Source organism: Ferrovibrio sp., from assembly GCF_025869515.1.
Lineage (GTDB): Bacteria > Pseudomonadota > Alphaproteobacteria > Ferrovibrionales > Ferrovibrionaceae > Ferrovibrio.
Genome location: NZ_JAOZVR010000055.1, coordinates 1 through 22,853 on the forward strand (window position 1 = coordinate 1; position 22,853 = coordinate 22,853).

At 64.7% G+C, this 22,853-nt stretch carries 21 protein-coding genes and 1 tRNA gene; 10 read left to right on the top strand and 12 right to left on the bottom strand.

Going from position 1 to position 22,853, the window contains the following annotated elements; all coding sequences use genetic code 11:
• Both acs and OJJ21_RS09440 read right to left on the bottom strand, forming a co-directional pair.
• Positions 1–1,544, bottom strand: a 1,544-nt coding sequence (gene acs, locus OJJ21_RS09435; protein ID WP_297685506.1) for an acetate--CoA ligase, incomplete at its 3' end; no start/stop codon positions are given.
• Between the two features lie 218 nt (positions 1,545–1,762).
• Positions 1,763–2,290, bottom strand: coding sequence for a MarR family winged helix-turn-helix transcriptional regulator (locus tag OJJ21_RS09440; protein ID WP_297685508.1), 528 nt, complete (start codon positions 2,288–2,290; stop codon positions 1,763–1,765).
• 135 nt (positions 2,291–2,425) lie between these two features.
• Between OJJ21_RS09440 and OJJ21_RS09445 the strand changes: the two genes are divergently transcribed.
• On the top strand, positions 2,426–2,953 hold the full coding sequence (locus tag OJJ21_RS09445; RefSeq protein ID WP_297685510.1) for a PaaI family thioesterase: 528 nt from the start codon (positions 2,426–2,428) through the stop codon (positions 2,951–2,953).
• Between the two features lie 17 nt (positions 2,954–2,970).
• On the opposite strand, the gene OJJ21_RS09450 is transcribed toward OJJ21_RS09445, so the two are convergent.
• On the bottom strand, positions 2,971–3,198 hold the full coding sequence (locus tag OJJ21_RS09450) for a DUF1127 domain-containing protein (protein WP_297685512.1): 228 nt from the start codon (positions 3,196–3,198) through the stop codon (positions 2,971–2,973).
• A gap of 196 nt (positions 3,199–3,394) precedes the next feature.
• On the opposite strand from OJJ21_RS09450, the gene OJJ21_RS09455 reads away from it, so the two are divergent.
• The gene (locus tag OJJ21_RS09455; protein WP_297685514.1) at positions 3,395–4,144 is read left to right on the top strand and encodes a helix-turn-helix transcriptional regulator; all 750 of its coding nucleotides are present in this window, start codon (positions 3,395–3,397) and stop codon (positions 4,142–4,144) included.
• Positions 4,145–4,210: 66 nt separating this feature from the next.
• Positions 4,211–4,284, top strand: a tRNA-Gly gene (locus tag OJJ21_RS09460).
• Positions 4,285–4,301: 17 nt separating this feature from the next.
• Here OJJ21_RS09460 and ggt read toward each other — a convergent pair.
• Positions 4,302–6,092, bottom strand: a complete 1,791-nt coding sequence (ggt, locus tag OJJ21_RS09465; RefSeq protein WP_297685516.1) for a gamma-glutamyltransferase — start codon at positions 6,090–6,092, stop codon at positions 4,302–4,304.
• 325 nt (positions 6,093–6,417) lie between these two features.
• On the opposite strand from ggt, the gene OJJ21_RS09470 reads away from it, so the two are divergent.
• Positions 6,418–7,638, top strand: coding sequence for a GAF domain-containing sensor histidine kinase (locus OJJ21_RS09470; protein ID WP_297685519.1), 1,221 nt, complete (start codon positions 6,418–6,420; stop codon positions 7,636–7,638).
• Between the two features lie 9 nt (positions 7,639–7,647).
• Here the strand turns inward: OJJ21_RS09470 and OJJ21_RS09475 are convergent, their stop codons facing one another.
• Entirely contained in the window at positions 7,648–7,797 is a 150-nt protein-coding gene (locus tag OJJ21_RS09475; protein WP_297685521.1) for a hypothetical protein, read from the bottom strand.
• Between the two features lie 143 nt (positions 7,798–7,940).
• Here OJJ21_RS09475 and OJJ21_RS09480 point away from each other — a divergent pair, with 143 nt between their 5' ends.
• Positions 7,941–8,831: a Ku protein gene (locus OJJ21_RS09480; protein ID WP_297685524.1), complete on the top strand. Its 891-nt coding sequence runs from the start codon at positions 7,941–7,943 to the stop codon at positions 8,829–8,831.
• Here OJJ21_RS09480 and ligD read toward each other — a convergent pair.
• Positions 8,806–11,313, bottom strand: a complete 2,508-nt coding sequence (gene ligD / locus OJJ21_RS09485; RefSeq protein ID WP_297685526.1) for a DNA ligase D — start codon at positions 11,311–11,313, stop codon at positions 8,806–8,808. The two genes, OJJ21_RS09480 and ligD, sit on opposite strands and share 26 nt — an antisense overlap.
• A 91-nt stretch (positions 11,314–11,404) precedes the next feature.
• Between ligD and OJJ21_RS09490 the strand changes: the two genes are divergently transcribed.
• Entirely contained in the window at positions 11,405–12,271 is an 867-nt protein-coding gene (locus OJJ21_RS09490) for an SDR family oxidoreductase (RefSeq protein ID WP_297685528.1), read from the top strand.
• Here the strand turns inward: OJJ21_RS09490 and OJJ21_RS09495 are convergent.
• Together OJJ21_RS09495 and OJJ21_RS09500 are read right to left on the bottom strand one after the other, a co-directional pair.
• The gene (locus tag OJJ21_RS09495) at positions 12,268–13,488 is read right to left on the bottom strand and encodes a CaiB/BaiF CoA-transferase family protein (RefSeq protein ID WP_297685530.1); all 1,221 of its coding nucleotides are present in this window, start codon (positions 13,486–13,488) and stop codon (positions 12,268–12,270) included. The genes OJJ21_RS09490 and OJJ21_RS09495 overlap by 4 nt on opposite strands.
• A gap of 33 nt (positions 13,489–13,521) precedes the next feature.
• Positions 13,522–14,715, bottom strand: a complete 1,194-nt coding sequence (locus OJJ21_RS09500) for an acyl-CoA dehydrogenase (protein WP_297685533.1) — start codon at positions 14,713–14,715, stop codon at positions 13,522–13,524.
• Positions 14,716–14,844: 129 nt separating this feature from the next.
• Here OJJ21_RS09500 and gcvA point away from each other — a divergent pair, with 129 nt between their 5' ends.
• The 3 genes from gcvA (at position 14,845) to OJJ21_RS09515 (ending at position 18,409) form a co-directional block, all read left to right on the top strand.
• Entirely contained in the window at positions 14,845–15,753 is a 909-nt protein-coding gene (gene gcvA / locus OJJ21_RS09505; RefSeq protein WP_297685535.1) for a transcriptional regulator GcvA, read from the top strand.
• A gap of 538 nt (positions 15,754–16,291) precedes the next feature.
• On the top strand, positions 16,292–17,707 hold the full coding sequence (locus OJJ21_RS09510) for a peptidoglycan-binding protein (RefSeq protein ID WP_297685537.1): 1,416 nt from the start codon (positions 16,292–16,294) through the stop codon (positions 17,705–17,707).
• A 6-nt stretch (positions 17,708–17,713) separates the two neighbouring features.
• Positions 17,714–18,409: a hypothetical protein gene (locus OJJ21_RS09515; protein ID WP_297685539.1), complete on the top strand. Its 696-nt coding sequence runs from the start codon at positions 17,714–17,716 to the stop codon at positions 18,407–18,409.
• Between the two features lie 2 nt (positions 18,410–18,411).
• Here OJJ21_RS09515 and OJJ21_RS09520 read toward each other — a convergent pair whose 3' ends face one another.
• Positions 18,412–19,425, bottom strand: a complete 1,014-nt coding sequence (locus OJJ21_RS09520) for an adenosine deaminase (protein WP_297685541.1) — start codon at positions 19,423–19,425, stop codon at positions 18,412–18,414.
• 89 nt (positions 19,426–19,514) lie between these two features.
• Here OJJ21_RS09520 and OJJ21_RS09525 point away from each other — a divergent pair, with 89 nt between their 5' ends.
• Positions 19,515–20,084 carry a DUF308 domain-containing protein gene (locus OJJ21_RS09525; RefSeq protein WP_297685544.1) on the top strand — a complete coding sequence of 190 codons (570 nt, stop codon included), beginning with the start codon at positions 19,515–19,517 and terminating at the stop codon, positions 20,082–20,084.
• A gap of 7 nt (positions 20,085–20,091) precedes the next feature.
• Here the strand turns inward: OJJ21_RS09525 and OJJ21_RS09530 are convergent, their stop codons facing one another.
• From OJJ21_RS09530 to OJJ21_RS09540, 3 genes are read right to left on the bottom strand one after another with little or no spacing between them, the layout of a single operon-like run.
• On the bottom strand, positions 20,092–21,597 hold the full coding sequence (locus tag OJJ21_RS09530) for a sensor histidine kinase (RefSeq protein ID WP_297685546.1): 1,506 nt from the start codon (positions 21,595–21,597) through the stop codon (positions 20,092–20,094).
• Positions 21,590–22,315: a response regulator transcription factor gene (locus tag OJJ21_RS09535; protein WP_297685548.1), complete on the bottom strand. Its 726-nt coding sequence runs from the start codon at positions 22,313–22,315 to the stop codon at positions 21,590–21,592. The genes OJJ21_RS09530 and OJJ21_RS09535 overlap by 8 nt, the downstream gene beginning before the upstream one ends.
• Entirely contained in the window at positions 22,299–22,799 is a 501-nt protein-coding gene (locus OJJ21_RS09540; protein WP_297685550.1) for a hypothetical protein, read from the bottom strand. The genes OJJ21_RS09535 and OJJ21_RS09540 overlap by 17 nt, the downstream gene beginning before the upstream one ends.
• Positions 22,800–22,853 lie beyond the last annotated feature (54 nt).

Below are 22,853 nucleotides of genomic sequence, written 5' to 3' on the forward strand. Positions count from 1 at the left end.
TCGACGCGGCCGGTGATCCAGTAATAGCCATCGGCATCGCGGCGGCAGCCGTCGCCGGTAAAATACTTGCCGGGGAAGGTGCTGAAATAGGTATCGATGAAGCGCTGGTGATCGCCATAGACCGTGCGCATCTGGCCTGGCCAGCTGTCACTGATGCACAGATTCCCCTCGGTCGCCCCCTCCAGCACATTGCCTTCGCCATCGACCAGTTCGGGCTTGACGCCGAAGAAAGGCAGCGTCGCGGAACCGGGCTTCTGCGCGATGGCGCCGGGCAGCGGCGTGATCAGGATGCCGCCGGTCTCGGTCTGCCACCAGGTATCGACGATCGGGCAGCGGCCGTCGCCGACCACGCGGTGATACCACAGCCAGGCTTCCGGATTGATCGGCTCGCCCACCGAGCCGAGCAGGCGGAGCGAGGCGCGGCTGGTCTTTTTCACCGGCGCCTCGCCTTCGCGCATCAGGGCGCGGATCGCGGTGGGGGCGGTGTAGAAGATATTGACCTTGTGCTTGTCGATCACCTGCCAGAAGCGCGAGGCATCCGGATAGTTCGGCACGCCCTCGAACATCAGCGTGGTGGCGCCATTGGCCAGCGGGCCGTAGACGATGTAGCTGTGCCCGGTGACCCAGCCCACATCGGCTGTGCACCAGTAGATTTCACCGTCGTGATAATCGAAGACATACTGGTGCGTCATCGCGGCGAAGACCAGATAGCCGCCGGTGGTGTGCAGCACGCCCTTCGGCTTGCCGGTCGAACCCGAGGTATAGAGGATGAAGAGCGGATCTTCCGCGTTCATCGGCTCCGGCGCGCAGGTCGCCGGCACCTTGGCGGCCTCTTCATGGAACCACAGATCGCGGGCGGCGAGCCAGTCGACCTTGCCGCCGGTATGCCTGACCACCAGCACCTTCTTCACGCCGGGGCAGCTTTTCAGCGCCGCATCGGTATTGGCCTTCAGCGGCACCGGACGGCCGCCGCGCAGGCCTTCATCGGCAGTGATGACGAACTGGCTGTCGCAATCCTGGATCCGGTTGGCCAGGCTGTCCGGCGAGAACCCGCCGAACACGATGGAATGGGTGGCCCCGATGCGGGCGCAGGCCAGCATGGCATAGGCCGCCGCCGGGATCATCGGCAGATAGATGGTGACACGGTCACCCTTCTTGACGCCGTTGGCCTTCATCACATTGGCCATGCGGCAGACTTCGTCGTGCAGTTTCTGGTAGGTGATATGCTCCGACTTCGACGGATCGTCACCTTCCCAGATGATCGCGGTCTGGTTGGCGCGCTCGGCCAGATGGCGGTCGATGCAATTGACCGAGACATTCAGCACACCGTCGGCAAACCAGCGGATATGCAGGTCCTTCTTGTCGAAGGAAACGTCCTTCACCTGGGTGAAGGGCTTGATCCAGTCGACGCGCTTGCCGTGTTCGGCCCAGAAACCGTTCGGATCCTGCATCGACCGCTCGTACATCGCCTTGTATTTGCCGGCATCGACCCAGGCACGCTCGGCCCAGTCGGCGGCCACCGGAAACAGCTCGTTATCAGCCATGTTTTTGGCTCCCTTCATGCGTTCGTCCGACCGGCCGGATCAGCCAGAATCATGACCCTGGCGTCTCCCAGCATCCCTGGCGGGCCGGCGGCGTTCCCTCAATCGGCCGCGATGATGCCCGCAACGCTGGGTAGGGACAAGGCGGGCCGCCTCGGCTTTCGACCAAAGCATAGGCCCGGCCAAGACTTAAGTCTTGGCCAAGCGCCCGAATTTCAGGATCAGAGGTCGTTGGCGGCAGTGCTGCCGGCCGCCGACGGCAGGCCGGCAATGGTGGCTTCCAGCGCCTGCATCAGGCCGGTGAATTGCATGCCGAGCGCGGCCTGCGCCTCGTCCTGCGCGGCGCGCCACAGCGTTACACCGGCGCGATAGGCGGCACGGCCTTCGCGCGTGGCCCGCACCAGTTTGGCGCGGCCATGGCCGCTCGGCGCCACCTCCACCAGGCCGGCCTCGATCATCGGCTTGAGATTGCGGCTCAGCGTGCTGCGATCCAGGTCCAGCGCCGTCGCCAGTTCGGTGATGCTGGGCGGACGACCGTTCTGCTTCTCGCAGGCCCAGGCCATGCCGACCAGGCTGTATTGCGGCAGGCCGAGACCGATGGGGGCCAGCCGGCTGGTATAGAGCGCACTGGCCCGCCGCGCCGCGGCCCGCAGCTGGAAGCACAGGCAGCGTTCGCGGCCATCCGGCATCGGTGGCGGCAGGATGAAACTCTCGGCGCTGGAATTGGACGCTTGCGGGACCCGGTTCATAACGTGTATATACACGATATATGGCAGCCCGGCAAGCCATCCTCCCGGTAACTCACCGGATCGCCGGTCTGCCACAACTTCCGGCCTCCCCATTTTTGCCTGCCGGCCCAGAAACGACCCGAGACAGGAGTCCCCATGTCCGCCGCACCGCAGCCGTCCGTCGCACCCGCCCGCTCCGCCGATCTCCAGCCGCCGACCGGCGGCCGCTATGCGCCGGTGCCGCTGGAGACCCTGCGCGAGCTGGAGGGCATCGAGCTGTTCCGCAAGCTCATGAGCGGCGAACTGCCCGGCGCGCCGATCGCCGAACTGATGAAGATGTGGATTCATGAGGCCGAACCCGGCCGCATCGTCTTTGCCGGTCGGCCCGACCTGACGCATTACAATCCGATCGGCAGTGTGCATGGCGGCTATGCCGGCACCATGCTGGACAGCTGCATGTCCTGCGCCGTGCAGTCGATGCTGCCCAGGGGCATGGGTTACACCACGCTGGAATACAAGGTCAGTCTGGTGCGGGCGATCACGCACAAGACCGGCACGGTCTATGCCGAGGGCAACGCGATCCAGGTCGGCAGCCGCGTCGGCACCGCCGAGGGCCGCATCGTCGATGCCAACGGCAAGATTCTCGCCACCGGCACCACCACCTGCCTGATCTTCCCCATCTAGCCTATCGATCTGGCGCCTCAGCGACGCCAGGCCGGTTTACGCAACTCATTCCAGACATCGGCGCGCGTGAGGCCGAGATCCTTGAGCGTGGCGTCGCTCAGTTCGGCAAGCTGCCCGCGCTCACGCCGCATCCGCTGCGACGCGACCACCTGCAGGACAAGGGTCGTCAACAGATGGCGCGGCTTCTGCAGCGGGTCTGCGGGTGCGCTGTGGCTGCGCGAACCGGCAATCAGGGTCTGAGGCATGGCGAGACTCCTTTTTTATTGTTCCGTCCTGCAAACCTATCCGGCTGCGATGACGTGAACATGACCATAGGCCATGACACTGACATCTGATGTCACCAGTAACGGCAGCGTTCCGTCTGCACATCGCGCCGATGCTTCGTCCGGGACCGTAGTGTTGCAGATGGACGACAGCTGACGCTGCACCTAGAGTCGCGCCATGAGCAGCAACGACCCCCATGTGGCGAAAATCGCGGCCCTGATCGGCGATCCGGCGCGTGCCAATATCCTGAAGGCGCTGATGGATGGCCGCGCCCGCACCGCCAAGGAGCTGGCGCATATCGCCGGCGTCTCGCCGCAGACCACCAGCGGCCATCTCGCCAAGCTGTCGGAAGGCGGGCTGCTCGGTCTGGCGAAACAGGGTCGTCACCGTTACTACCATCTTGCCAATGCGCAGGTGGCAGTCGCCATTGAAAGCCTGATGGCGCTGGCCGGCGAACGCCCGCTGCCGAAGCACCATCACCATACCCGCGTAGCCGGCGCGCTGCGCGCGGCGCGCACCTGCTACGACCATATCGCCGGCAGGCTCGGCGTCTGCCTGTTCGACCAGCTGGTGGCGCGCGGCTGCCTGCTGCCGGCCGGCCAGTCGGAAGAGGATTTCGTGGTCACGTCTGCAGGCCGGCGGCTCTTTGCCGCCCTGCAAATCGATGTGGATGCGCTCGCCCGGGGCAAACCCGGTGGAGGCAAACGCCGCTTCGCCCGTGCCTGCCTGGACTGGAGCGAACGCAGCCCGCATCTGGCCGGCAGCCTGGGCGCGGCACTGGCCGAACGCTGCTTCGACCTGGGCTGGCTGGAGCGGCGGCGCGACAGCCGCGCCGTGACGCTGACCGGGGCCGGCGCGGCCGGCCTGGCGCGGCATTTCGACCTGACGCCCGACCAGATCGCAGCCGCCATGGCCGAGACGCACTGACCGCTGGCCGGACCGGGCGCGGCCCTGTTGTCACCGCCGGCGCCCTTGGCTATCTTCCGGCTGCGGGCGGGTGTAGCTCAATGGCAGAGCAGAAGCTTCCCAAGCTTACGACGGGGGTTCGATTCCCCTCACCCGCTCCAGCTTCCCGACCAATGCGCTAGCGCCCGACCGCGATGCCCTCGCGGCGCGGATCGGCACCGCCGATCAGGCTGCCGTCGCCGCGCAACTCGATGCCCTGCAGGCCGCTGTTCAGCTCCAGTACGCTCACCCTGTGGCCCCGCGCCCGCATCGTTTCAGCCAGGCCGGCGGCGGCGGTATCCTGCTCCAGTTCCAGCCCGGTATTGCGGTCGAGCACATGCGGCAGGCTGATCGCCTGCTGGATATCCAGGTTCCAGTCCAGCACGCCGATGATGCTCTGCGCCACATAGCCGAGGATGCGGCTGCCGCCGGGCGAGCCGATCACGAGGCGCAGGCTGCCATCGCCGTTGAACACCACAGTCGGCGCCATCGAGCTGCGCGGGCGTTTGCCGGGTTCGATACGATTGGCAACAGCACGACCATTCTCTTCGGCCTCGGACGAGAAATCCGTCAGTTGGTTGTTGAGCAGGAAACCGTGGGTCATCTGCTTCGCGCCGAAGACATTTTCGATCGTCACTGTCATCGCCACGGCGTTGCGTTGCGCATCCACCACCGAGACATGCGTGGTGGAGGGCAGTTCGACGGCACTGTCATGGCCGGGATGCGGCAGGGCGCCGTGCTTGGTCGGCGGCTCGCCCGCTGCTGCCGGCTGGGCGCTGCCGCGCGCGGGATCGACCAGCCGGGCACGGCCGGCAAGATAGCCACGGTCGATCAGGCCGCTGAGCGGTATCTGCACATGATCGGGATCGGCCACGTAAAAATCGCGGTCGGCATAGCCGAGCCGTTCGGCCTGGGCAATCAGATGCACGGCCTCCGGTGACAGCGGCGCATATTGCGCGATCTCGTAATGTGCCAGGATGCCGAGCGCCTGCAGCATGTTCACGGCGGAGGATGGCGGCGGCATGGAGCAGATGCGATAGGCGCGATACGGCGCACAGACCGGATCGCGTTCCGTGGCGCGATAATCGGCCAGGTCTTGCAGCGTCATCGCGCCGGGATTGCCGGGCGCATGGCGCACCGTGGCGACAATATCGGCCGCGATGGCGCCGGTATAGAAGGCACTGGCACCTTCGCTGGCGATGCGCCGCAAGGCTGCCGCCAGCGGCGCATTGACCAGCAGGCTGCCGACCGCTTTCGGCACTCCACCTTCGGTATAGAACAATGCGCGCGCCTGCGGCACCTGGCGCAGATGCTGGTCGCGATCAAGCAGCGCATGCAGCCGCGGCGAAACCGCGAAGCCGGCCTCGGCCAGCCGGATCGCCGGCTGGAACAGCGCACCCCAGGGCAGCCGGCCGTATTCGGCATGCGCCAGTTCGAACATGCGCAGCATGCCGGGCACACCGACCGAGGCGCCGCCGACCACGGCTTCCATGAAGCTCTTTTTCTGGCCGGCCGCATTGTAGAACAGCAGCCGGTCGACTCCTGCCGGTGCGGTTTCGCGCCCGTCGAAAGCACGCAGTGTCTGCCGCGCATTGTCCCAGACCAGCATGAAGCCGCCGCCGCCGATGCCGGCCGATTGCGGTTCCACCAGATTGAGCACCAGTGCCGTGGCAATGGCGGCATCCACTGCGGAGCCGCCCTGCGCCATGATCTGCGCGCCGGCTTCGGCGGCATGGGGATTGGCCGCAGCCGCCATATACCGGCTGGTCCGTACAGCCGCCTTCTCGCTGCGGCCGGTGGCCGATTCAGGTGCAATGCTTTCGAAATTCGGCCCGGATTGCAGCCTGGGCTGCGCCCATGTCGGCGCGGCAATCAGCAGCAGAAAAACTGCGACAATATCCCTGGTCCGGCCGATACCACTCACTGCCATGATCAAAATCTCCAGCTGGGAGATGCAAAGTCAGGGCGCGGATGACGCCTTGTCAAAGCCTTTGGCTGCACCGCGCCGACAGGGCCCTGCACGCCACGGGATTCATATCGGCGGCGCCATCAACCCATGCGACATTCAAGACTATATCGTCTGTCTGCGGAAGGCTGGTCAACCACTCATGCGACCTTGATTTTATTGCATTTTTCACGTCCCCGACAAAAGCCATAGCGTTATCGGAAAGTAAGGCGCCGAGCCGCGGGCTGTGATGTAGCGTCCGCCTCAGCCGCCGTCGCAGCCACGCTGCCGCAGCTCAAGACGAGATGCCATGACCGTTCCAGCCGCCCTGCCTGCCCATGAAAACCAGCGCCTTGCGGCTCTGCGCGACTATAGCATTCTCGACACCGCCGCCGATGAACGATTCGATCGCATCACGGAGCTGGCCGCCGATCTGTTCGACGTGCCGATTGCGCTGGTCACGCTGGTCGATTCCGAACGGCAATGGTTCAAGTCCAGCCATGGCCTGCCGGTGCGCGAAACCCCGCGCGACATCGCCTTCTGCGCCCATGCCATCCTTGATGACGCACCCTTCGTTGTCGAGAACGCCCTCGACCATCCGTTGTTTCGCAAAAATCCGCTGGTGTGCAATGCGCCCCATATCCGCTTTTACGCCGGCATTCCGCTGACCGACCACGACGGCCATCGCCTGGGCTCCCTTTGCATACTCGACCACCGGTCGCGCCGCATCTCGGCCGATGATGTGCTGCGCCTGCGCAGGCTGGCCGCCATCACCGTGGATGAACTGGAACTGCACAAGGCGCAAATCCAGGCCGAGCGGCTCGCCACCGCCCAGGTCGCCGCCAACCAGCTGAAGAGAAAATTCCTCAGCTCCATGAGCCACGAATTCCGCACGCCGCTCAACGCCATCCTCGGCTTTTCACAGATTCTGGAAATGAACCCGGGCGGCAAGTTCACCCGGGACGATCTGGGGTATGTCGATGCGATCAAGACTGCGGGCCAGACGCTGCTCCATCTTACCGATGGCATGCTGACCATGGCGCAGCTTGAGGCCGGGGCCGTCCCCTTCGACATCGAACCGGTTCAGGCTCAGGACGTGATCAGCGAGGCCTTCCAGTTACATCTGCCGGCCGCCAGGCTGAACCAGGTGACCTTGACCCGCCAGCTCTGCGAACAGCCGCTCACCTTGCGGGCCGACTATACTCAGCTGTTACGCATTGTCGGCAATTTCATCAGCAATGCCTTCAAGTTCACCGCCGCCGGCGGCCGCATCACGCTGGGCTGCGCCTGCGATGCCAACCGGCAGGTCACGCTCTATGTCCAGGACACCGGCTGCGGCATTCCGGCCGAGCGCCAGCACGATGCCTTCCAGAGCTTCAATCGTCTGGGCCGCGAAGGCAGCGCCGTTGCCGGCCTCGGACTCGGCCTGGCGATTGCCCGGCGCCTGACCCATGCGATGAACGGCGAGATCGGTTTTGAAAGCGAAGAACAGGTCGGCAGCCGTTTCTGGATCCGTCTGCCGGCGGCCTGATTGTGCCGATTACTGCTGAATCTGCTGCTGTGCCTGCTCCTGCTGGCGCTGGGCATGGGGATTGCCCCCCTGCTCGGGCCTGGGCGGCAGGCCGGGACGGGCAGCGGGCACATGCTCCGGGAGGACCTCCGGCCGGGCCGGAATAGTCTGGTTCTGCATGGCGCCCTCCTGAATGACCTGGCTGGCGAGTCAACCCGGCGGAACCATATGCGTTCCCTCGCCCTGGCGAAAAATCCGGCAGGAACCCTGCCCCGCGGCTTCCGTTCGACTCTGTCGCTGTCATTTTTGCGCGGAGATTCGCCATGCAACGCCCGAGCTGGGAAGGCCATCTGAAACTCTCGCTGGTGTCCTGCCCGGTGGCACTGTTCAGTGCCACGACACGTGGCAATGACGTGTCCTTCCACCTGATCCACAAGAAGACGCATAGCCGCATCCGCATGGTGCCGCATGACCCCAAGCTGGGCGCGATGAAGCGCACCGACCTGCAGCGCGGTTTTGATGTCGGCAAGAACCGCTATGTCATCCTGAGCAAGGCCGAGATTGAGGCTGCCCGCATCGAATCGACCAAGAATATCGACATCGAAAGTTTTGTCGAAATGAACGCGATCGACCGGGTCTACTGGGACCAGCCTTATTACGTCGCCCCCAACGGCAGGAATGCGATGGAGGCCTATGCAATCATCCGCGAGGCGATGGAAAAGACTCAGCGTATCGCCATCGGACGCGTGGTGATGCATACGCGAGAGCGTGTCGTGGCCGTGGAGCCGCGCGGCCGTGGCCTGCTGCTCACCACATTGCGCAGTCATGACGAAATCCGCGAGGAAGACAGCATTTTCCGCGGCATTCCGGCGCGCAAGCCGGACCGCAAGATGCTGGCCATCGCCGAGAAGATCATCGACCAGCAGGCCGAGGCCTTCGATCCGGCCGACTTCACCGACCGCTATGAAGATGCCCTGCGCAAGATCATCCGGCGCAAGCAGAAGGGCCAGAAGATCACGGCGAAACCAGTGGACGAGGACAAGGCCGAGGATAGCGACCTGCTGGCCGCGCTGCGCCGCAGCCTGAAAGGCGGCGGCGATACGGGCGGCAAGAAGACCACGCGCCGCAAGACCGCACGCCGCAAGACCGCGTCGCCGCGCGCCAGAACACGCGCCAAGGCGAAACGTCCTACACGCCGGCGCGCCGCAGCATAGTCTTCGTCAGCACCCTGCGGCTGGCCTCGAAATCGTCCCAGTCGCCGATATGGGCCCGCGCATCCTTCAGCTTCTTCATGGTAAAGACCGGCAGACGCCTCTGTTTTTCCAGGAAGTCCCAAGTGACTGGCACCGCTATGGGCGCACCGGAGCGGGCGCGCGGCGACCAGCAGGCCACCGCCGTCGCACTGCGGTCGTTGCGCAGATAATCCACGAAAATCTTGCCCTTGCGCTTGGCCTTGCGCGCCTCGGCGATGAAATGCTCCGGATCGGCCTGTTCGAAGGCCTGCGCCAGTGCATGGGTGAAGGCCTTGGCCTGTTTCCAGTCGGCCCCTCGTTTGCCCTGGGGTTTCAGCGGCACCACCACATGGATACCCTTGCCGCCAGTCAGTTTGGGGAAGCTGGCGAGGCCGAGATCAGCAAGCCGGTCACGCATGGCGAAGGCCGCCGTCTTGAGCCGGCTGAACGGCACGGCCTCGTCGGGGTCGAAGTCGAAGATCAGCTGGTCAGGATGCGCAATGTCCTTCACCGTCGATCCCCAGGGATGCAGTTCCACCACGCCCCACTGCGCCATGGCACGCAGGCCTTCGGCGTCGTCGACCACCAGATAGGGTTGCCTGTCGCCTGGCAGCTTCACCTTGCCGATCAGCGCCGAGGTACCGCGGTTATGATGGCGCTGGAAAAAGGTATCGCCTGCGATGCCGTCCGGCGCCCGGACGATCGAGACCGGGCGATGACCGGCAAAGCGCAGCAACGGCTCCGCCATACGTGCGTAATAGGCCGCCAGGTCGGCCTTGGTGATGCGTTCCTTCGGCCAGAGCAGCTTGTCCGGGTTGCTCAGCGTCACCTTGCTCTGGGCGTCTGCAATCTTTGCCTTTGCCACGGCCTTGCCCTCCCCGCGCACGCTGGATGCCGGCTTGTCCTCGCGCAACCCTTTGAAGGCCGCATGCCGCAGCAGGCCGTCACCGGTCCAGCCGCCATATTCCACCTCGCCGACCAGTCTGGGTTTGACCCAGGTCACATCCGAGGTTTTGTCCGTCTGGGTACCGGTGAAGGGCGTGCGCGCGGTTTCCAGTTTTTTCAGTGCTTTCGCCAGCATCGCCGCGACGCGACCGTTGAAATCGGTGCCCACCCGGCCGCGATAACGCAGCGCCTTGCCATCATAGACGCCCATCAGCAGGGCGCCGATGCTTTTGCCTGCAGCCCCCTTACTGTAGCCGCCGATGACGAATTCCTGCCGGCCGCGGCATTTCGTCTTGATCCAGAGGTCGCTGCGGCCGGAGCGATAAGGCGCATCCAGCTGCTTGGAGACGATGCCTTCCAGCCCCATGCGACAGGACGACAGCCGCAGCGCCTCGCCCGGCGAAATGAAATGCGGCACGAAACGGATGCGTTTCTGTTGCCTCTCTGCCGGCAGGAACGCCTTCAGGCTTTGCTTGCGCGTCTCAAACGGCTGGTCGCGCAGGTCTTCGCCTTTGGCCCACAGCAGATCAAAGGCAAAGAAGACCAGGCCGCCGGTATCGCCCTCCTGCAGCGCCGCCTGCAGGGCCGGAAAATCCGGCCGGTCGCCCTCGGCCAGCGCGCAGACCTCGCCATCGATGATGCCATCGGGCAGCCGGCGCGCCGCGGCGACAATCTCGGGAAACTTTTCCGTCCAGTCCAGTCCGCTGCGCGACCAGGCGATCACCCTGCCGCCCTGGATATGCAGCTGGATGCGGTAGCCGTCGAACTTGATCTCATGCGCCCAGCCATCTTCTTCCGGCGGATGATCCCAGAGTTTGGCCAGTTGCGGCGCGATGAAGCCGGGCATTGCGGTGCCCGCCTTACGACCCGCCGCTTTCTTCTTCGCCGTCTTCCCGTTGCGCTTCGGTTTGCGCGCCTTGCCGTTACGCCATTCCGGCGCCTCACCCTCGGCGATTTCCGCCAGGCTGCGACCGCTCGCCACCGACTCATCGAGTGCGGCGATGTCCGCCGCTTTACCGGTACGGACGAAACGATCCTTTTCCTTGATCAGCAGCCAGTTCCTGCCGCTCTTGTTGCGCGGGCCGCGCATCTGCACCAGCGCCCAGCGGCCGTGCAGGCGCTCACCCTCCAGTTCGAAGGCGATCTTGCCCTTGCGCAGGGCCTGGCCAGGATCGTCGGTATCCACCGGCTGCCAGTGGCCGCGATCCCACAGCTGCACCGTGCCGCCGCCATATTCGCCTTCCGGGATGGTACCCTCGAACCGCCCGTAATCGATCGGATGATCTTCCACCTGCACGGCCAGCCGCTTGTCGGCCGGGTCGAGGCTCGGCCCTTTCGGCACCGCCCAGGATTTCAGGACGCCGTCATGCTCGAGGCGGAAATCGAAATGCAGATGGCTGGCATCGTGCTTCTGGATCACGAAACGATGCTGGTTGCGTTTTTGCGCTTTGCCGCGCGGCTCGGCGGTTTTGCTGAAATCGCGTTTGCGGTTGTAGGTGGCGAGGCGGTGGGATGGCATATCGGCCTAACCCTCCATGCAAGGCTAAGTTCCGGAACAATACACGTCGCAGGCCATTGAGTCCGCTGCCCAGTTCGTTCAGGAGGCCATCATGACCAACACTGCCCGTCGCCCCAAAGACCTGCCCCCGCAGCACCAGGACAGCCAGCCCGGCAGTGAAGGCGCCATGACGCCCGAACCGCAATCCTTCATGCGGCGCTATAAACCCGCCGGCAAGCTTGTCGGCAGGGTTGCCGTAGTGTCCGGCGGCGACAGCGGCATCGGCCGCGCCGTTGCCATCGGCTTCGCCAAGGAAGGCGCCGATATCGCCATCCTCTACCTGGATGAGCATGAAGATGCGAAGACCACGAAGATTGCAGTGGAATCAGAAGGTCGACGCTGCCTGCTGTTCTGCGGCGACATCGCCGATCGCGATTTCATCAACCGCAGCGTGGAGGAGATCGCCGCCAGCTTCGGTCATATCGACATCCTGGTGAACAATGCCGGTGAGCAGCATGTCGAAACCGATTTCGCCGTGATCGATCCGGGGCAATGGGAACGCACCTTCCGCACCAATCTCTTCGGCAGTTTTCACCTGACCCAGGCGGTGCTGCCGCACCTGAAGAAAGGTGCGGCGATCATTAACACCACCTCGATCACCGCCTTCCGCGGCCAGCCGACGCTGATTGATTATTCCGCGACCAAGGGTGCGATGCTGGCCTTCACCCGCTCGCTCGCCATGTCGCTGGTGAAACAGGGCATTCGGGTCAATGCCGTGGCGCCGGGCCCGATCTGGACGCCGCTGATTCCAGCCAGCTTCCCGGCCGAACATGTCGCGGAGTTCGGCAAGGAGGTCCCGATGCAGCGGCCCGGGCAGCCCGATGAGGTGGCGCCGGCCTACATCTTCCTGGCGTCGGACGACGCCAGCTACATGAGCGGACAGACGCTGCATGTGAATGGCGGCGTGATCCTGGTCTAGATCACGCCCTTGCCGCGCAGCTCGGCCAGTTTCGCCGCATCGAAACCAAGCTGCTCCGCCAGCACCTCGTCGGTATGTTCGCCGAGCAGCGGCGGGCCGCGGTCGTAGGCCACCGCCGAGTCCGACAGGCGCAGCGGGCTCGCCACGCTGGGCAGGCTGCCCTGCTGGCCGTGCGGCACGGTCTGCCGCAGGCCGCGGGCCTGCACATGCGGGTCGGCGAAAACGCGGTCGATGGTGTTGATCGGCCCGCAGGGCACCTGGCGCTTCTCCAGTGCCGCGATCAGGTCGTCCATAGTCCGCTTGCGGGTTTCCGCTTCGATGGCGCCGACCACCAGCGCGCGATTGTGCAGTCGCTCGATATTGGTGGCGAAACGCGGATCGGTCTTCCATTCCGGATGGCCGAGCTCGTCGGCCAGCTTGGCGAACTGGCCGTCATTGCCGACCGCGATGATCACATGGCCGTCGGCGGTCGGGAAGCTCTGGTAGGGCACGATGGCGGCATGGCCGTTGCCCATGCGCACCGGCGCTTCGCCGCCGATGAGATAATAGGTCGCCTGGTTGGCCAGCGCCGCCACCTGCACATCCAGCAGCGCCATGTCGATATACTGGCCGCGGCCCGAGCGATGCCGCTGGTTCAGCGCACCGAGGATGGCGATGGTCGAATACAGACCGGTCATCACATCGGCCAGCGCCACGCCGGCCTTCTGCGGTCCGCCGCCGGGCAGGTCGTCCCGCTCACCGGTCACGCTCATCAACCCGCCCATGCCCTGGATGATAAAGTCGTAGCCGGCGCGCGGCGCATAAGGCCCGGTCTGGCCGAAGCCGGTGATCGAGCAGTAGACCAGGCGCGGATTGAGCTTCGACAGGCTGTCGTAATCCAGCCCGTATTTTTTCAGCCCGCCGAGCTTATAATTCTCCACCACGACATCGGCCTTCGCGGCGAGGTCGCGCAGGATCTGCTGGCCTTCCGGCGTCGCCATGTCGACGGTGACCGAGCGCTTGCCGCGATTGGCGGCCAGGTAATAGGCGGAATCGGCGCGCGCACCGGTTTCGGGGTCCTTCAGATAGACCGGACCCCATTTGCGCGTGTCGTCGCCCTCGCCCGGCTTTTCCACCTTGATGACGGTGGCGCCGAGATCGGCCAGGTTCTGGGTGCACCAGGGCCCGGCCAAAACACGGCTGAGATCGAGCACAACGATATCGTCGAGCGCGCGCATCCCGGCGCCTCCGCCTTGCTGTTAGTGGAAGGCTTAGTAGAAAGCCTGAATGCCGGTCATGGCGCGGCCGAGGATCAGCGCATGGACGTCATGCGTGCCCTCGTAGGTGTTCACCGTCTCCAGATTCACCAGATGGCGCATCACATGATAATCCTCATGGATGCCGTTGCCGCCGTGCATGTCGCGCGCCATGCGGGCGATATCCAGCGCCTTGCCGCAATTGTTGCGCTTGATCAGCGAGATCATCTCCGGAGTTTCCTGGCCGGCATCGCGCAGGCGGCCGACACGCAGCGCGGCATTGAGGCCGAGCGCGATTTCCGTCTGCATGTTGGCCAGCTTGAGCTGGATGATCTGGTTGGCGGCCAGCGGGCGATTGAACTGCTTGCGGTCCAGCACATACTGACGCGCCTGGTGCCAGCAGGCCTCCGCCGCACCCATGGCGCCCCAGGCGATGCCGTAGCGCGCGCTGTTCAGGCAGCCGAACGGACCCTTCAGGCCCTGCACATTCGGCAGCAGGTTCTCATCCGGCACGAACACGGTGTCCATGACGATTTCGCCGGTGATCGAGGCGCGCAAGCTGAGCTTGCCGTTGATCTTCGGCGCCGACAGGCCCTTCATGCCCTTTTCCAGGATGAAGCCGCGGATGATGCCGTCTTCGGTCTTGGCCCAGACGACGAAGACCTGCGCCAGCGGCGAATTGGAAATCCACATCTTGGCGCCGGTCACTTCATAGCCGCCGGCCACCTTCTTGGCGCGGGTCTTCATGCCGCCCGGATCGGAGCCGTGATCGGGCTCGGTCAGGCCGAAACAGCCGATCCATTCGCCGCTCGCCAGCTTGGGCAGGTACTTCTCGCGCTGAGCTTCCGAGCCATAGGCATAGATCGGATACATCACCAGGCTGGACTGCACGCTCATCATCGAGCGATAGCCGGAATCGACGGCCTCGACCTCGCGGGCGACCAGGCCATAGGCCACGTAAGACGCGCCGGCGCAGCCGTAACCCTCGATCATCGAACCGAGCAGGCCGAGTTCGCCCATCTCGCGGAAGATCATCGGATCGGTCTTTTCCTCGCGGAAGGCTTCCTTCACGCGCGGCATCAGCTTGTGCTGGCAGTATTCGCGGGCGCTGTCGCGGATCAGGCGCTCGTCCTCGGTCAGTTCGGCTTCGAGGTTGAACGGATCTTCCCACTTGAAGACGGCTTTGGTGGCGGGGCTCTGCACGTTCATGGCGATTCCTCGGACTGCGTGTTTTGAGAGGAGAGTATACCCCTCGGCTGGGCCGGCAAGCTGCCCGAGGGACGCTTGGCACGCAAACGATGATTTGCTATTGGTTGATAACTGGAGATTATCAATTTTATGGCTCTTCCCCGCCGTTTTCTGCCGCCGCTTTCCGCGCTGACCGCCTTCGAGGCGGCGGCCCGGCATGAAAGCTTCACCGCGGCCGCCAGCGAACTCAATGTCAGCCAGGCCGCGGTCAGCCGCAGGGTGCAGCTGCTGGAGGAATTGCTGGGCCTCACGCTGTTCGAACGCATCCGCCAGCGCGTGGTGCTGACGCCTGCCGGTGCAGGTTACGCCAGAGAATTACAAGACGCGCTGGGGCGTATCGGCGCCGCCACCGTCAACACCATGGCGGCGCGCAGCGGCAATGCCATCCTCACCGTGGCGACGCTGCCCACTTTCGGCACGCGCTGGCTGATCCCACGCCTGCCCGCTTTCGCGGAGGCGCATCCGCAGATCACGGTGAACCTGCCGACGCGGATCGAGACGTTCGATTTCGCCGCCGAGCCGCTGGATGCGGCGATCTCGTTTGGCGATCCGGTCTGGCCCGGCGCCGTGGTCGACCGCCTGATCGAGGAAGAGCTGGTGCCGGTGGTATCGAAAAAACTGCTGGCCAGGCATCGCATCCGCAAACCGGAAGACCTGTTCAAACTGCCGCTGCTGCAGCAATCGACGCGGCAATCGGCCTGGGCCGACTGGTTCGCCGCCGTGAATGTCGCCGCCCCGGCGGTGCCGCTCGGGCCGCGCTACGGCCAGTTCGCCATGGTGGTGCAGGCCGCCGTGGTCGGCCTGGGCGCCGCCATCGTGCCGCGCTTCCTGGTCGAACCGGAACTGAAGGACGGTAGCCTGGTGGTGCCGTTCGAGCAGAGCATCGGCAGCAAGCAGGCCTACTGTCTGTTCTACCCGGAAGCGCGCCGCAACGATCCGGCGCTCCGCGCCTTCCGCGACTGGCTGCTGGATGCGGTGAAACAGGCGCCCAAGCGATAGCAGCCTGTCAAACGCTAACGCTCGCAGTCCTTCGTTCTGCACCTCGCACCCCATAACCATCATCCTCGACGCCCCATAAACCGTCATCCTCGGGCCCAAGGAATGCTTCTTGGCCAAGGATCCATCTGCCCAAGCCAACATGCACCGGCCGATACGCGTAGGGTTGGGATGGACCCTCGGAATAAATCCGAGGGTGACGATGGGAGGGATAGCGTATCCAGCAGTGATATCACCGATATCAAAACGCCCTTCTGAGTCCCATTCCGGTCCATTCCGATACGGGTCCGTCCCATTCGATGCCGAATGCGTCCCATTCAGTGCTGTAAGAGTCCCATTGCGTGCTGAAAGCGTCCCATTGCGTGCTGAATCGTGACGAGCGGGATCAGGCCGCTCTGCCGACGGCGCATACAAAGATATTCACGATGTCGACTGTGGCGCACTGCGCAAATCGCAGCTTGACATTAAGAACATATACAGTACACAATACTAGGATTAAAATCAATTCATTTTATCCATTGCCATTTCCCGGAGCCACCCGATGAGCACCTTACTGCTCCCGAACGACAACGACCCCTTCGACTTCTCCGGCTCCGTCGGCCGCAACGGCGACAACGACCGCGCCGATGTAATCAAGGCGCAGATGCTGCTGTCGTCGATGGGCGAATATGACCTGCCCGCACCGGGCTTGCCGACCGGCTGGGCCGGCGAGCCGCTGTTCCGCGCCATCGGAAAGGTGCAGAAGGCCAATGGCCTGCCGGTCGATGGCCTGCTGCTGCCGCTGCGCGACGGCAGAGTCGGCGAGAATGGCGAAGGCGAGACGCTGATGAGCCTGCAGGACCTGCTGGGTGAGCGCCTGCGCGGCCAGCCGATCCCGACGCCGCCGCAGGTCGACAGTTTTTTCGAGACTTACGCCCGCGATCCCGATACGCCGCCGCCTTATCGCACGATGGAGAAACGCGACAGCGACCCAACCCCTCCGCCGCGAACCAAGGAGGTGCGCGGGCCGCAGCCGGAACCGCGTATCCAGCTGCTGAATGCGAGCATGACCGACGAAGCACCGGCATCGCCACCTGCCGCAGGCGAGCAGACAGCCGCGCTGCCCGCCGCACTTATCCCAGCGCTGCCGTACTTGCTGGGAACGGGCGCGCTGGCCTTAGGCGCAGGAGAATATGCGCGGCGTCAGTATGAGAAGGGCAGCGCCGAGACCATTACTCCTCCGCCTTCACGCCCGCTTGGCGATACGGAAAAAGAGCAAGTGACCGCTCCGCCGTCGCAGTCGCCTGCAATTGACGCATCGCTGCAAGGCCGACCGGCGGCAGACAAACTACCCGATAACGAACGCCTGATCCCGCCCGAGACGAAAGACTGGATTTCAGGTTTGCCGCCGGCACAGCAGCCAGTGGCGGAGGGGCTGGCCGGGATTATCGTCGAGCTCAATCCGCATGGCAGCCGCGGCAAACCGGAAACCGAGAAGGCCAACCGCATCATGGTGCGGACCTGCCTGGAAGAATTGCAGGCCTATCCGGATCTGGCAGGTCGTTTGGAACACGTTGCGGGTGCGAGCCTGAGGGGCGACGAAGAAGGGAAATATATGAAAGAAGAAGTCATCCGGGCCAGTGAGGGCAAAACATTCAGCCGCCCAGATAGTACTTTCGGAAGATTCGACGCAGAGAAAAAGGTCGATCAGGCCTCCCCGTACACGGCCCGCATGAATACGGTCGATATCAAGAAAACCGGCGACGAGCATGATCAGTCGGGCCTGACCGCCAACGAGGGCCGACGCTTCGATAAACTGGAAACCAACATCAAAGTTGGCGTTGCCGGCTGGGCCCGCAAGATGAAGCCCGGTGAGAGCGAGGCGCAATATGCAGACTATGTTGCGTCACGCTGCCGTGCGATGTGGGATGATCTGGATGGCAAACTGCGGCGGGATGGCCTGCTACAAAACAGGTGAGTGGTCATGCGTAAATTGAAAATCGACCAACCCGAGATCGTGAAAGTCGAGCCATTGGTGCGACCCAGCATGCTCAGCCGGTATGTCTGCCTGAGTCCGGTGGACTGGAAGCTGTTTGCAACGGCGCTGGTCGAGGCGTTTCCGGATGCACTTTACAACCGTCATTTGACCATCGAAGAAATAAGAGGGGCCGAACAGCCGGAAGTTCGTCTTGAGCGAACCCCCTGGCATCCCGACCTGACATATCCGATTGAAGTGCATTTTGATCCGGCAACCCAGCTTAATCTGAAAAAAGGCGTTGGCTGGCTTATCACCGTCAGAGGACAGTCTTGGCCCCAGATTTTCTTGGGAGGACCTGTCGATCCTAAACCAGCCGATGCGAATGGACCCGAGCATTTCGGTGAAGGACAGATCGAGATTCATACAGCGCCACATCACAAGGGCCACGCTCGCTTCGCACGGCAGATCTACCGTCTGCTGGCGCAATTCACCACCAACGAGCGGCAGATCCGCGTGCGCTACCCGCATTACGACGTGATGCCTGAGCCACCAGGGCCGCCACTGTTCGGACTCTGGATCGGGCATGATGCATTGCGCTGGGCGCGCGAGGATCCGAAGCGGTTGCTGGCATATGAACGATCGTCGATGTCAACGCGCACGCCGGATAACCTAGGGTACGGTTATCGGCCGAAGGGCCCATAAAATCAGCCCGCCGTCGCATACCCCCGCAGCGCCGCGAGGTGCCGCTGCTTCGCCGCCTCGTCAATGAACGCCGCGCGGAAGCCGTTTTCCGCCAGCGCGACGATCTCGTCGCGGCTCAGATCCAGCGCCTGCTGCACGGCGCTGTAATTCTCGTTCACATAGCCGCCGAAATAGGCCGGATCGTCGGAATTCACCGTCGCCACCAGCCCGGCCTGCAGCATGCGGCGCAGCGGATGCTGTTTCATGTCGTCCACCACGCAGAGCCGCAGGTTGGAGAGCGGGCAGACGGTGAGCGGTATCTTTTCGCGTACCAGCCGCGCCACCAGCGCCGCATCCTCCAGCGACCGGTTGCCGTGGTCGATGCGATCCACTTTCAGCAGGTCGAGCGCCTCCCACACATAGTCGGGCGGCCCTTCCTCGCCGGCATGGGCGACGGCCTTCAGGCCAAGCTCATGCGCGCGGGCAAACACGTTTTTGAATTTCGACGGCGGATGGCCCTTCTCCGACGAGTCGAGGCCGACGCCGATGAAGCGATCACGCCATGCCAGGGATTCTTCCAGCGTGCGCAGCGCGCTGGCTTCATCCAGATGCCGCAGGAAACACAGGATCATGCCGATGGTCATGCCGAACTGCCGCTCGGCATCCAGCTTCGCCCGCCACAGCCCGTCGATCATGGTTTTGAACTTCACGCCGCGGTCGGTATGACCCTGCGGATCGAAAAAGATTTCGGCATGCCGCACGGTCTGGGCGGCGGCACGGCGGAAATAGGCCATGGCGAGGTCGTAAAAATCCTGCTCGGTCAGCAGCACGCCCATGCCCTGGTAATACAGATCGAGGAAATCCTGCAGGTTGCCGAAGCGATAGGCGGCGCGCAGCGCCTCCACCGAGTCGTACCGGAAGGCAACGCCGTTGCGCTGCGCCAGCGCATACATCAGCTCCGGCTCGAAAGTGCCCTCGATATGGACATGCAGTTCGGCCTTGGGCAGGCCGGCAATGAAGGCGGACAGATCGGTCATGGCGGCAAGGGTAGCGCGGGCGGTCCGGCGCGACAATCATCGCCTGCGGCGCTATACTTCCGCCAAACCCGCAACAGAAGGCGAAAACGATGGTCGAACGCATGCCGCCGGGAACTGCCGCACCGATGCCGCGCCGCACCTGGTGGCTGATCGTGCTGCGCGGCCTGGCCGCGCTGGGTTTCGGCCTGATCGCGATTTTCTGGCCTGGCATCAGCCTGGCCGCGCTGGTCATGCTGTTCGGCGCCTATGCCCTGCTCGATGGCGCCATCACGCTGGGCCTGGCCCTGCGGCTGCCTGCCGGTGATCCCGGCCGCGGCATCCTGACGGTCACCGGCATCGCCGGCCTGCTGATCGGTCTGGTCAGCGTGCTGTGGCCGCAGGTGACGGTGACGCTGCTGATCTACATCCTCGCCGCCTGGCTGGTGCTGTTCGGCCTGATCGCCATCGCGCACAGCCTGCAGATGAAAAAACAGGTCGGCGCCTGGCCGCTCAGCCGCGGCGGCATCCTGCTGCTGGTGCTGGGCCTGCTGCTGCTGCTGTTCCCCAATGCGGTGGCGGTGGCGGCGACCTGGGTGCTGGGCGCGCTGGCGCTGCTGATCGGCGGCGGCCTGCTGGCCTTCGCCTGGCGCCGGCAGCAGCGCGACAGCATGATCCTGTAGGCCGCCGTTACGCCAGCGGCAGCCCGAGCGTCACGATAAAGCCGCCGCCGCGCCGGTTGGCGGCCTCGATGGTGCCGCCGACCGATTCCATGTTGCGCTTGGCCACCCACAGGCCGAGGCCGAAATTGGCCGGCGCGGCGGCGCCAGGGTCGCTGCGGCTGCGATCGCGGAACGAGACGTGGCGGTCGAAAATATGCGGCATCAGGGCGGCTTCCACGCCCGGCCCGTTATCGGCCACCACGATCAGCACGCGCCGCGTGCCCCGATGCAGCGTCACCGTCACGTTACTGCCGGCCGGCGCATAGCTCAGCGCATTCTCGATCACCTGGCCCAGCGCATCGGCGATCAGCCGGCCGCCGAGCGGCGCGCTGGCTTCCGATTCGATGGAGGTGCGCAGGGTGACGTTGCGGGTGGCCGCATCGGCGGCATAGGCATCCACCACATCCTCGACCAGGGCGCCGAGATCGACCTTTTCGCGCGGCGGATCGAGCCGGTCTGCCACCGCATCGTCCAGGTTGCGGGCCGCGCGCACCAGGGTGTCGAGCTTCTCCAGCGCGCCATCCACGGCCATCAAGGCCTGCTGGCTGCGTTTGTCGTCGCCGGCGACACGGCTGCGCAGCGGCACCATCGCCTGGCGGATGGTGCCGAGCGGCGTCTTGAAGGCATGGGCGCTTTCCTCGGCGGCGGCACGCAGCTCGCTGGCGGTGGCGCGTAAGGAATCCTCCATGCGGTCGAAGGCATTGGCCACCGGTTCCAGCTCCGGGATCTGGTTGCGCTGCGCGAACCGCCCCTCGATGCGGCGCTCGGCCACGGCGCGCGCCGTGGCGGCGAAGCGGCGCAGGCCATGGGCGATGTCGAAGGCGATCACCAGCACCACGGCGGCGAAGATCAGATAGATGGCGGCCGCCACCTGCACTTCAGGGGCATGCCAGTAGGGCTGGCCGAGCCGCTGTTCGGCCGCATCGGTCAGATTGCTGGAGATCACCAGCACCCAGCAGCCGCGCGCCGTGCGCACCGGGGTGAGCGAGGTGATCAGTTCCGCCACCCGGTCGGCGCGTTCGACGCGCAGGGCCAGCGGCAGGTCGCCGGCGCAGGATTCGCCGAGCTGCGCCAGCACGCCGGTGGCTTCCAGCCGGGCGCGCTCGTCTTCCAGATCGGCCGGCTGCACCGGCGGCGCCGAGGCGACATACAGGAAGCCGGCCTCGGGCGCGCTTTCATGCGGCCTGAACAGCAGACGCAGGCTCACGCCCTCGGTCTGGAAGCGCGCCAGTTCCTCGCCCAGGCGGAACAGCGGGATCATGTCGGCGCGCTGCAGCCGTTCTTCCAGCACGCGGCCGACGGTCAGTCCCTTGACGCGAATGCTTTCCAGCAGCAGGCGCTGGCGATCCAGATCGGCCTGCCGGAAGGTGAGATAGAGCACCACCGGCAGGGCAATGAACAGCGCCAGCACGATCAGCGCGCGGGCGGTCAGCGACCGCCAGACCCGATGCAGCTGCGTGGCGGTATCAGCCATGGCGCCAGCGATAGCCGAAGCCGGGATAGGTTTCGATCGCATCGAATTCCGGATCGAGATCGCGGAATTTCTGACGGATGCGCTTCACCATGGCGCGCACATTGGCGCGATAACCCTCGGGCCCCTGACCGGCCTCGAAGCCGACGCCGCGCACGGCATCGTAGATCTCGCGATAGCCGACATCGCGGCCGGCACGCTGCGCCAGCAGCTGCACCACCTTGAATTCGCCATGCGTGAGATCGACCTGGGCGTTGTTCCAGGCGGCGCGCGCACTGGCGACATCCAGCACCAGACCGCCCTCGACCGAGACAGCCGTGGTTTCGCCGGTCGCCGGCGCCTTGGCTGCCAGCGCGATCCGCAACCGCTGCAGGATGATGGCGAAGCTCTTGCTCTTGTCGACGAAATCGACGGCACCCAGCTTCAGTCCTTTCTCCTCGAAAATCGGCTGGTTCAGGCCGGTGAGAAAGATCACCGGCAGCGCATGGCCGGCGGCGCGCAGCTGTTCCAGCGTGGTTGGCCCGTCCTGCACCGGCATCTGCCAGTCGAGCAGCAGGGCCGCCGAACGGTTGCCCTTGGCAAACCAGTCGACCAGCGCGGGGCCGTTATCGAAGGTGATGGCGCGATATCCGGCCTCGCGCAGGTTGGCCGAGATGGTATCGCGAAACAGGGTGTCGTCATCGACGACGGCGATTAACAGGGTGTCAGCGGCGGCTGGCATCGCGGGCGATCCTTGAAAGGCAGCGGTCGACGGCATCATGCGGCGCGGGCAGGCCGTTGACCTCATACTGCAGGGCATAGAAATCATTGCGGGCGGTGTCGAAATACAGATAGGCGGCCAGACGGCAGTCGTCCTTGCCGAATTCCATCACGCGCGCCGGCGCGGCTTCGCGCTCGGCGACCGGCAGACCGAAATGCTGGATCAGGCCATCGCGGTTGAGTCCGACGACCACGGGCGGGCGCGGCATCTGTTCTGCAGCAGGCGGCGGCGCCACCACGGCTGCGGACTGCGCCGGCTTGCGCGTCGGCAGCGGCGCCGGGCGCGGCGGTGCAGGATCTGCGACGGGCGCGGGCGTCACCGGCTCCTGTCTTGCCGGCGGCGGTGCCGGCGCGGGCGATGACAGGCGCAGCATTTCGCAGCCACCCAGTATGACGGGCAGCGTCAGGGCAGCCAGGGCGAAAAGTCGGCGGGCGCGAGTCGACATGCCCCGAGACGATACGCAAGGCCGGCGAGGTGTAAAAGACACAGCGAATCTCGA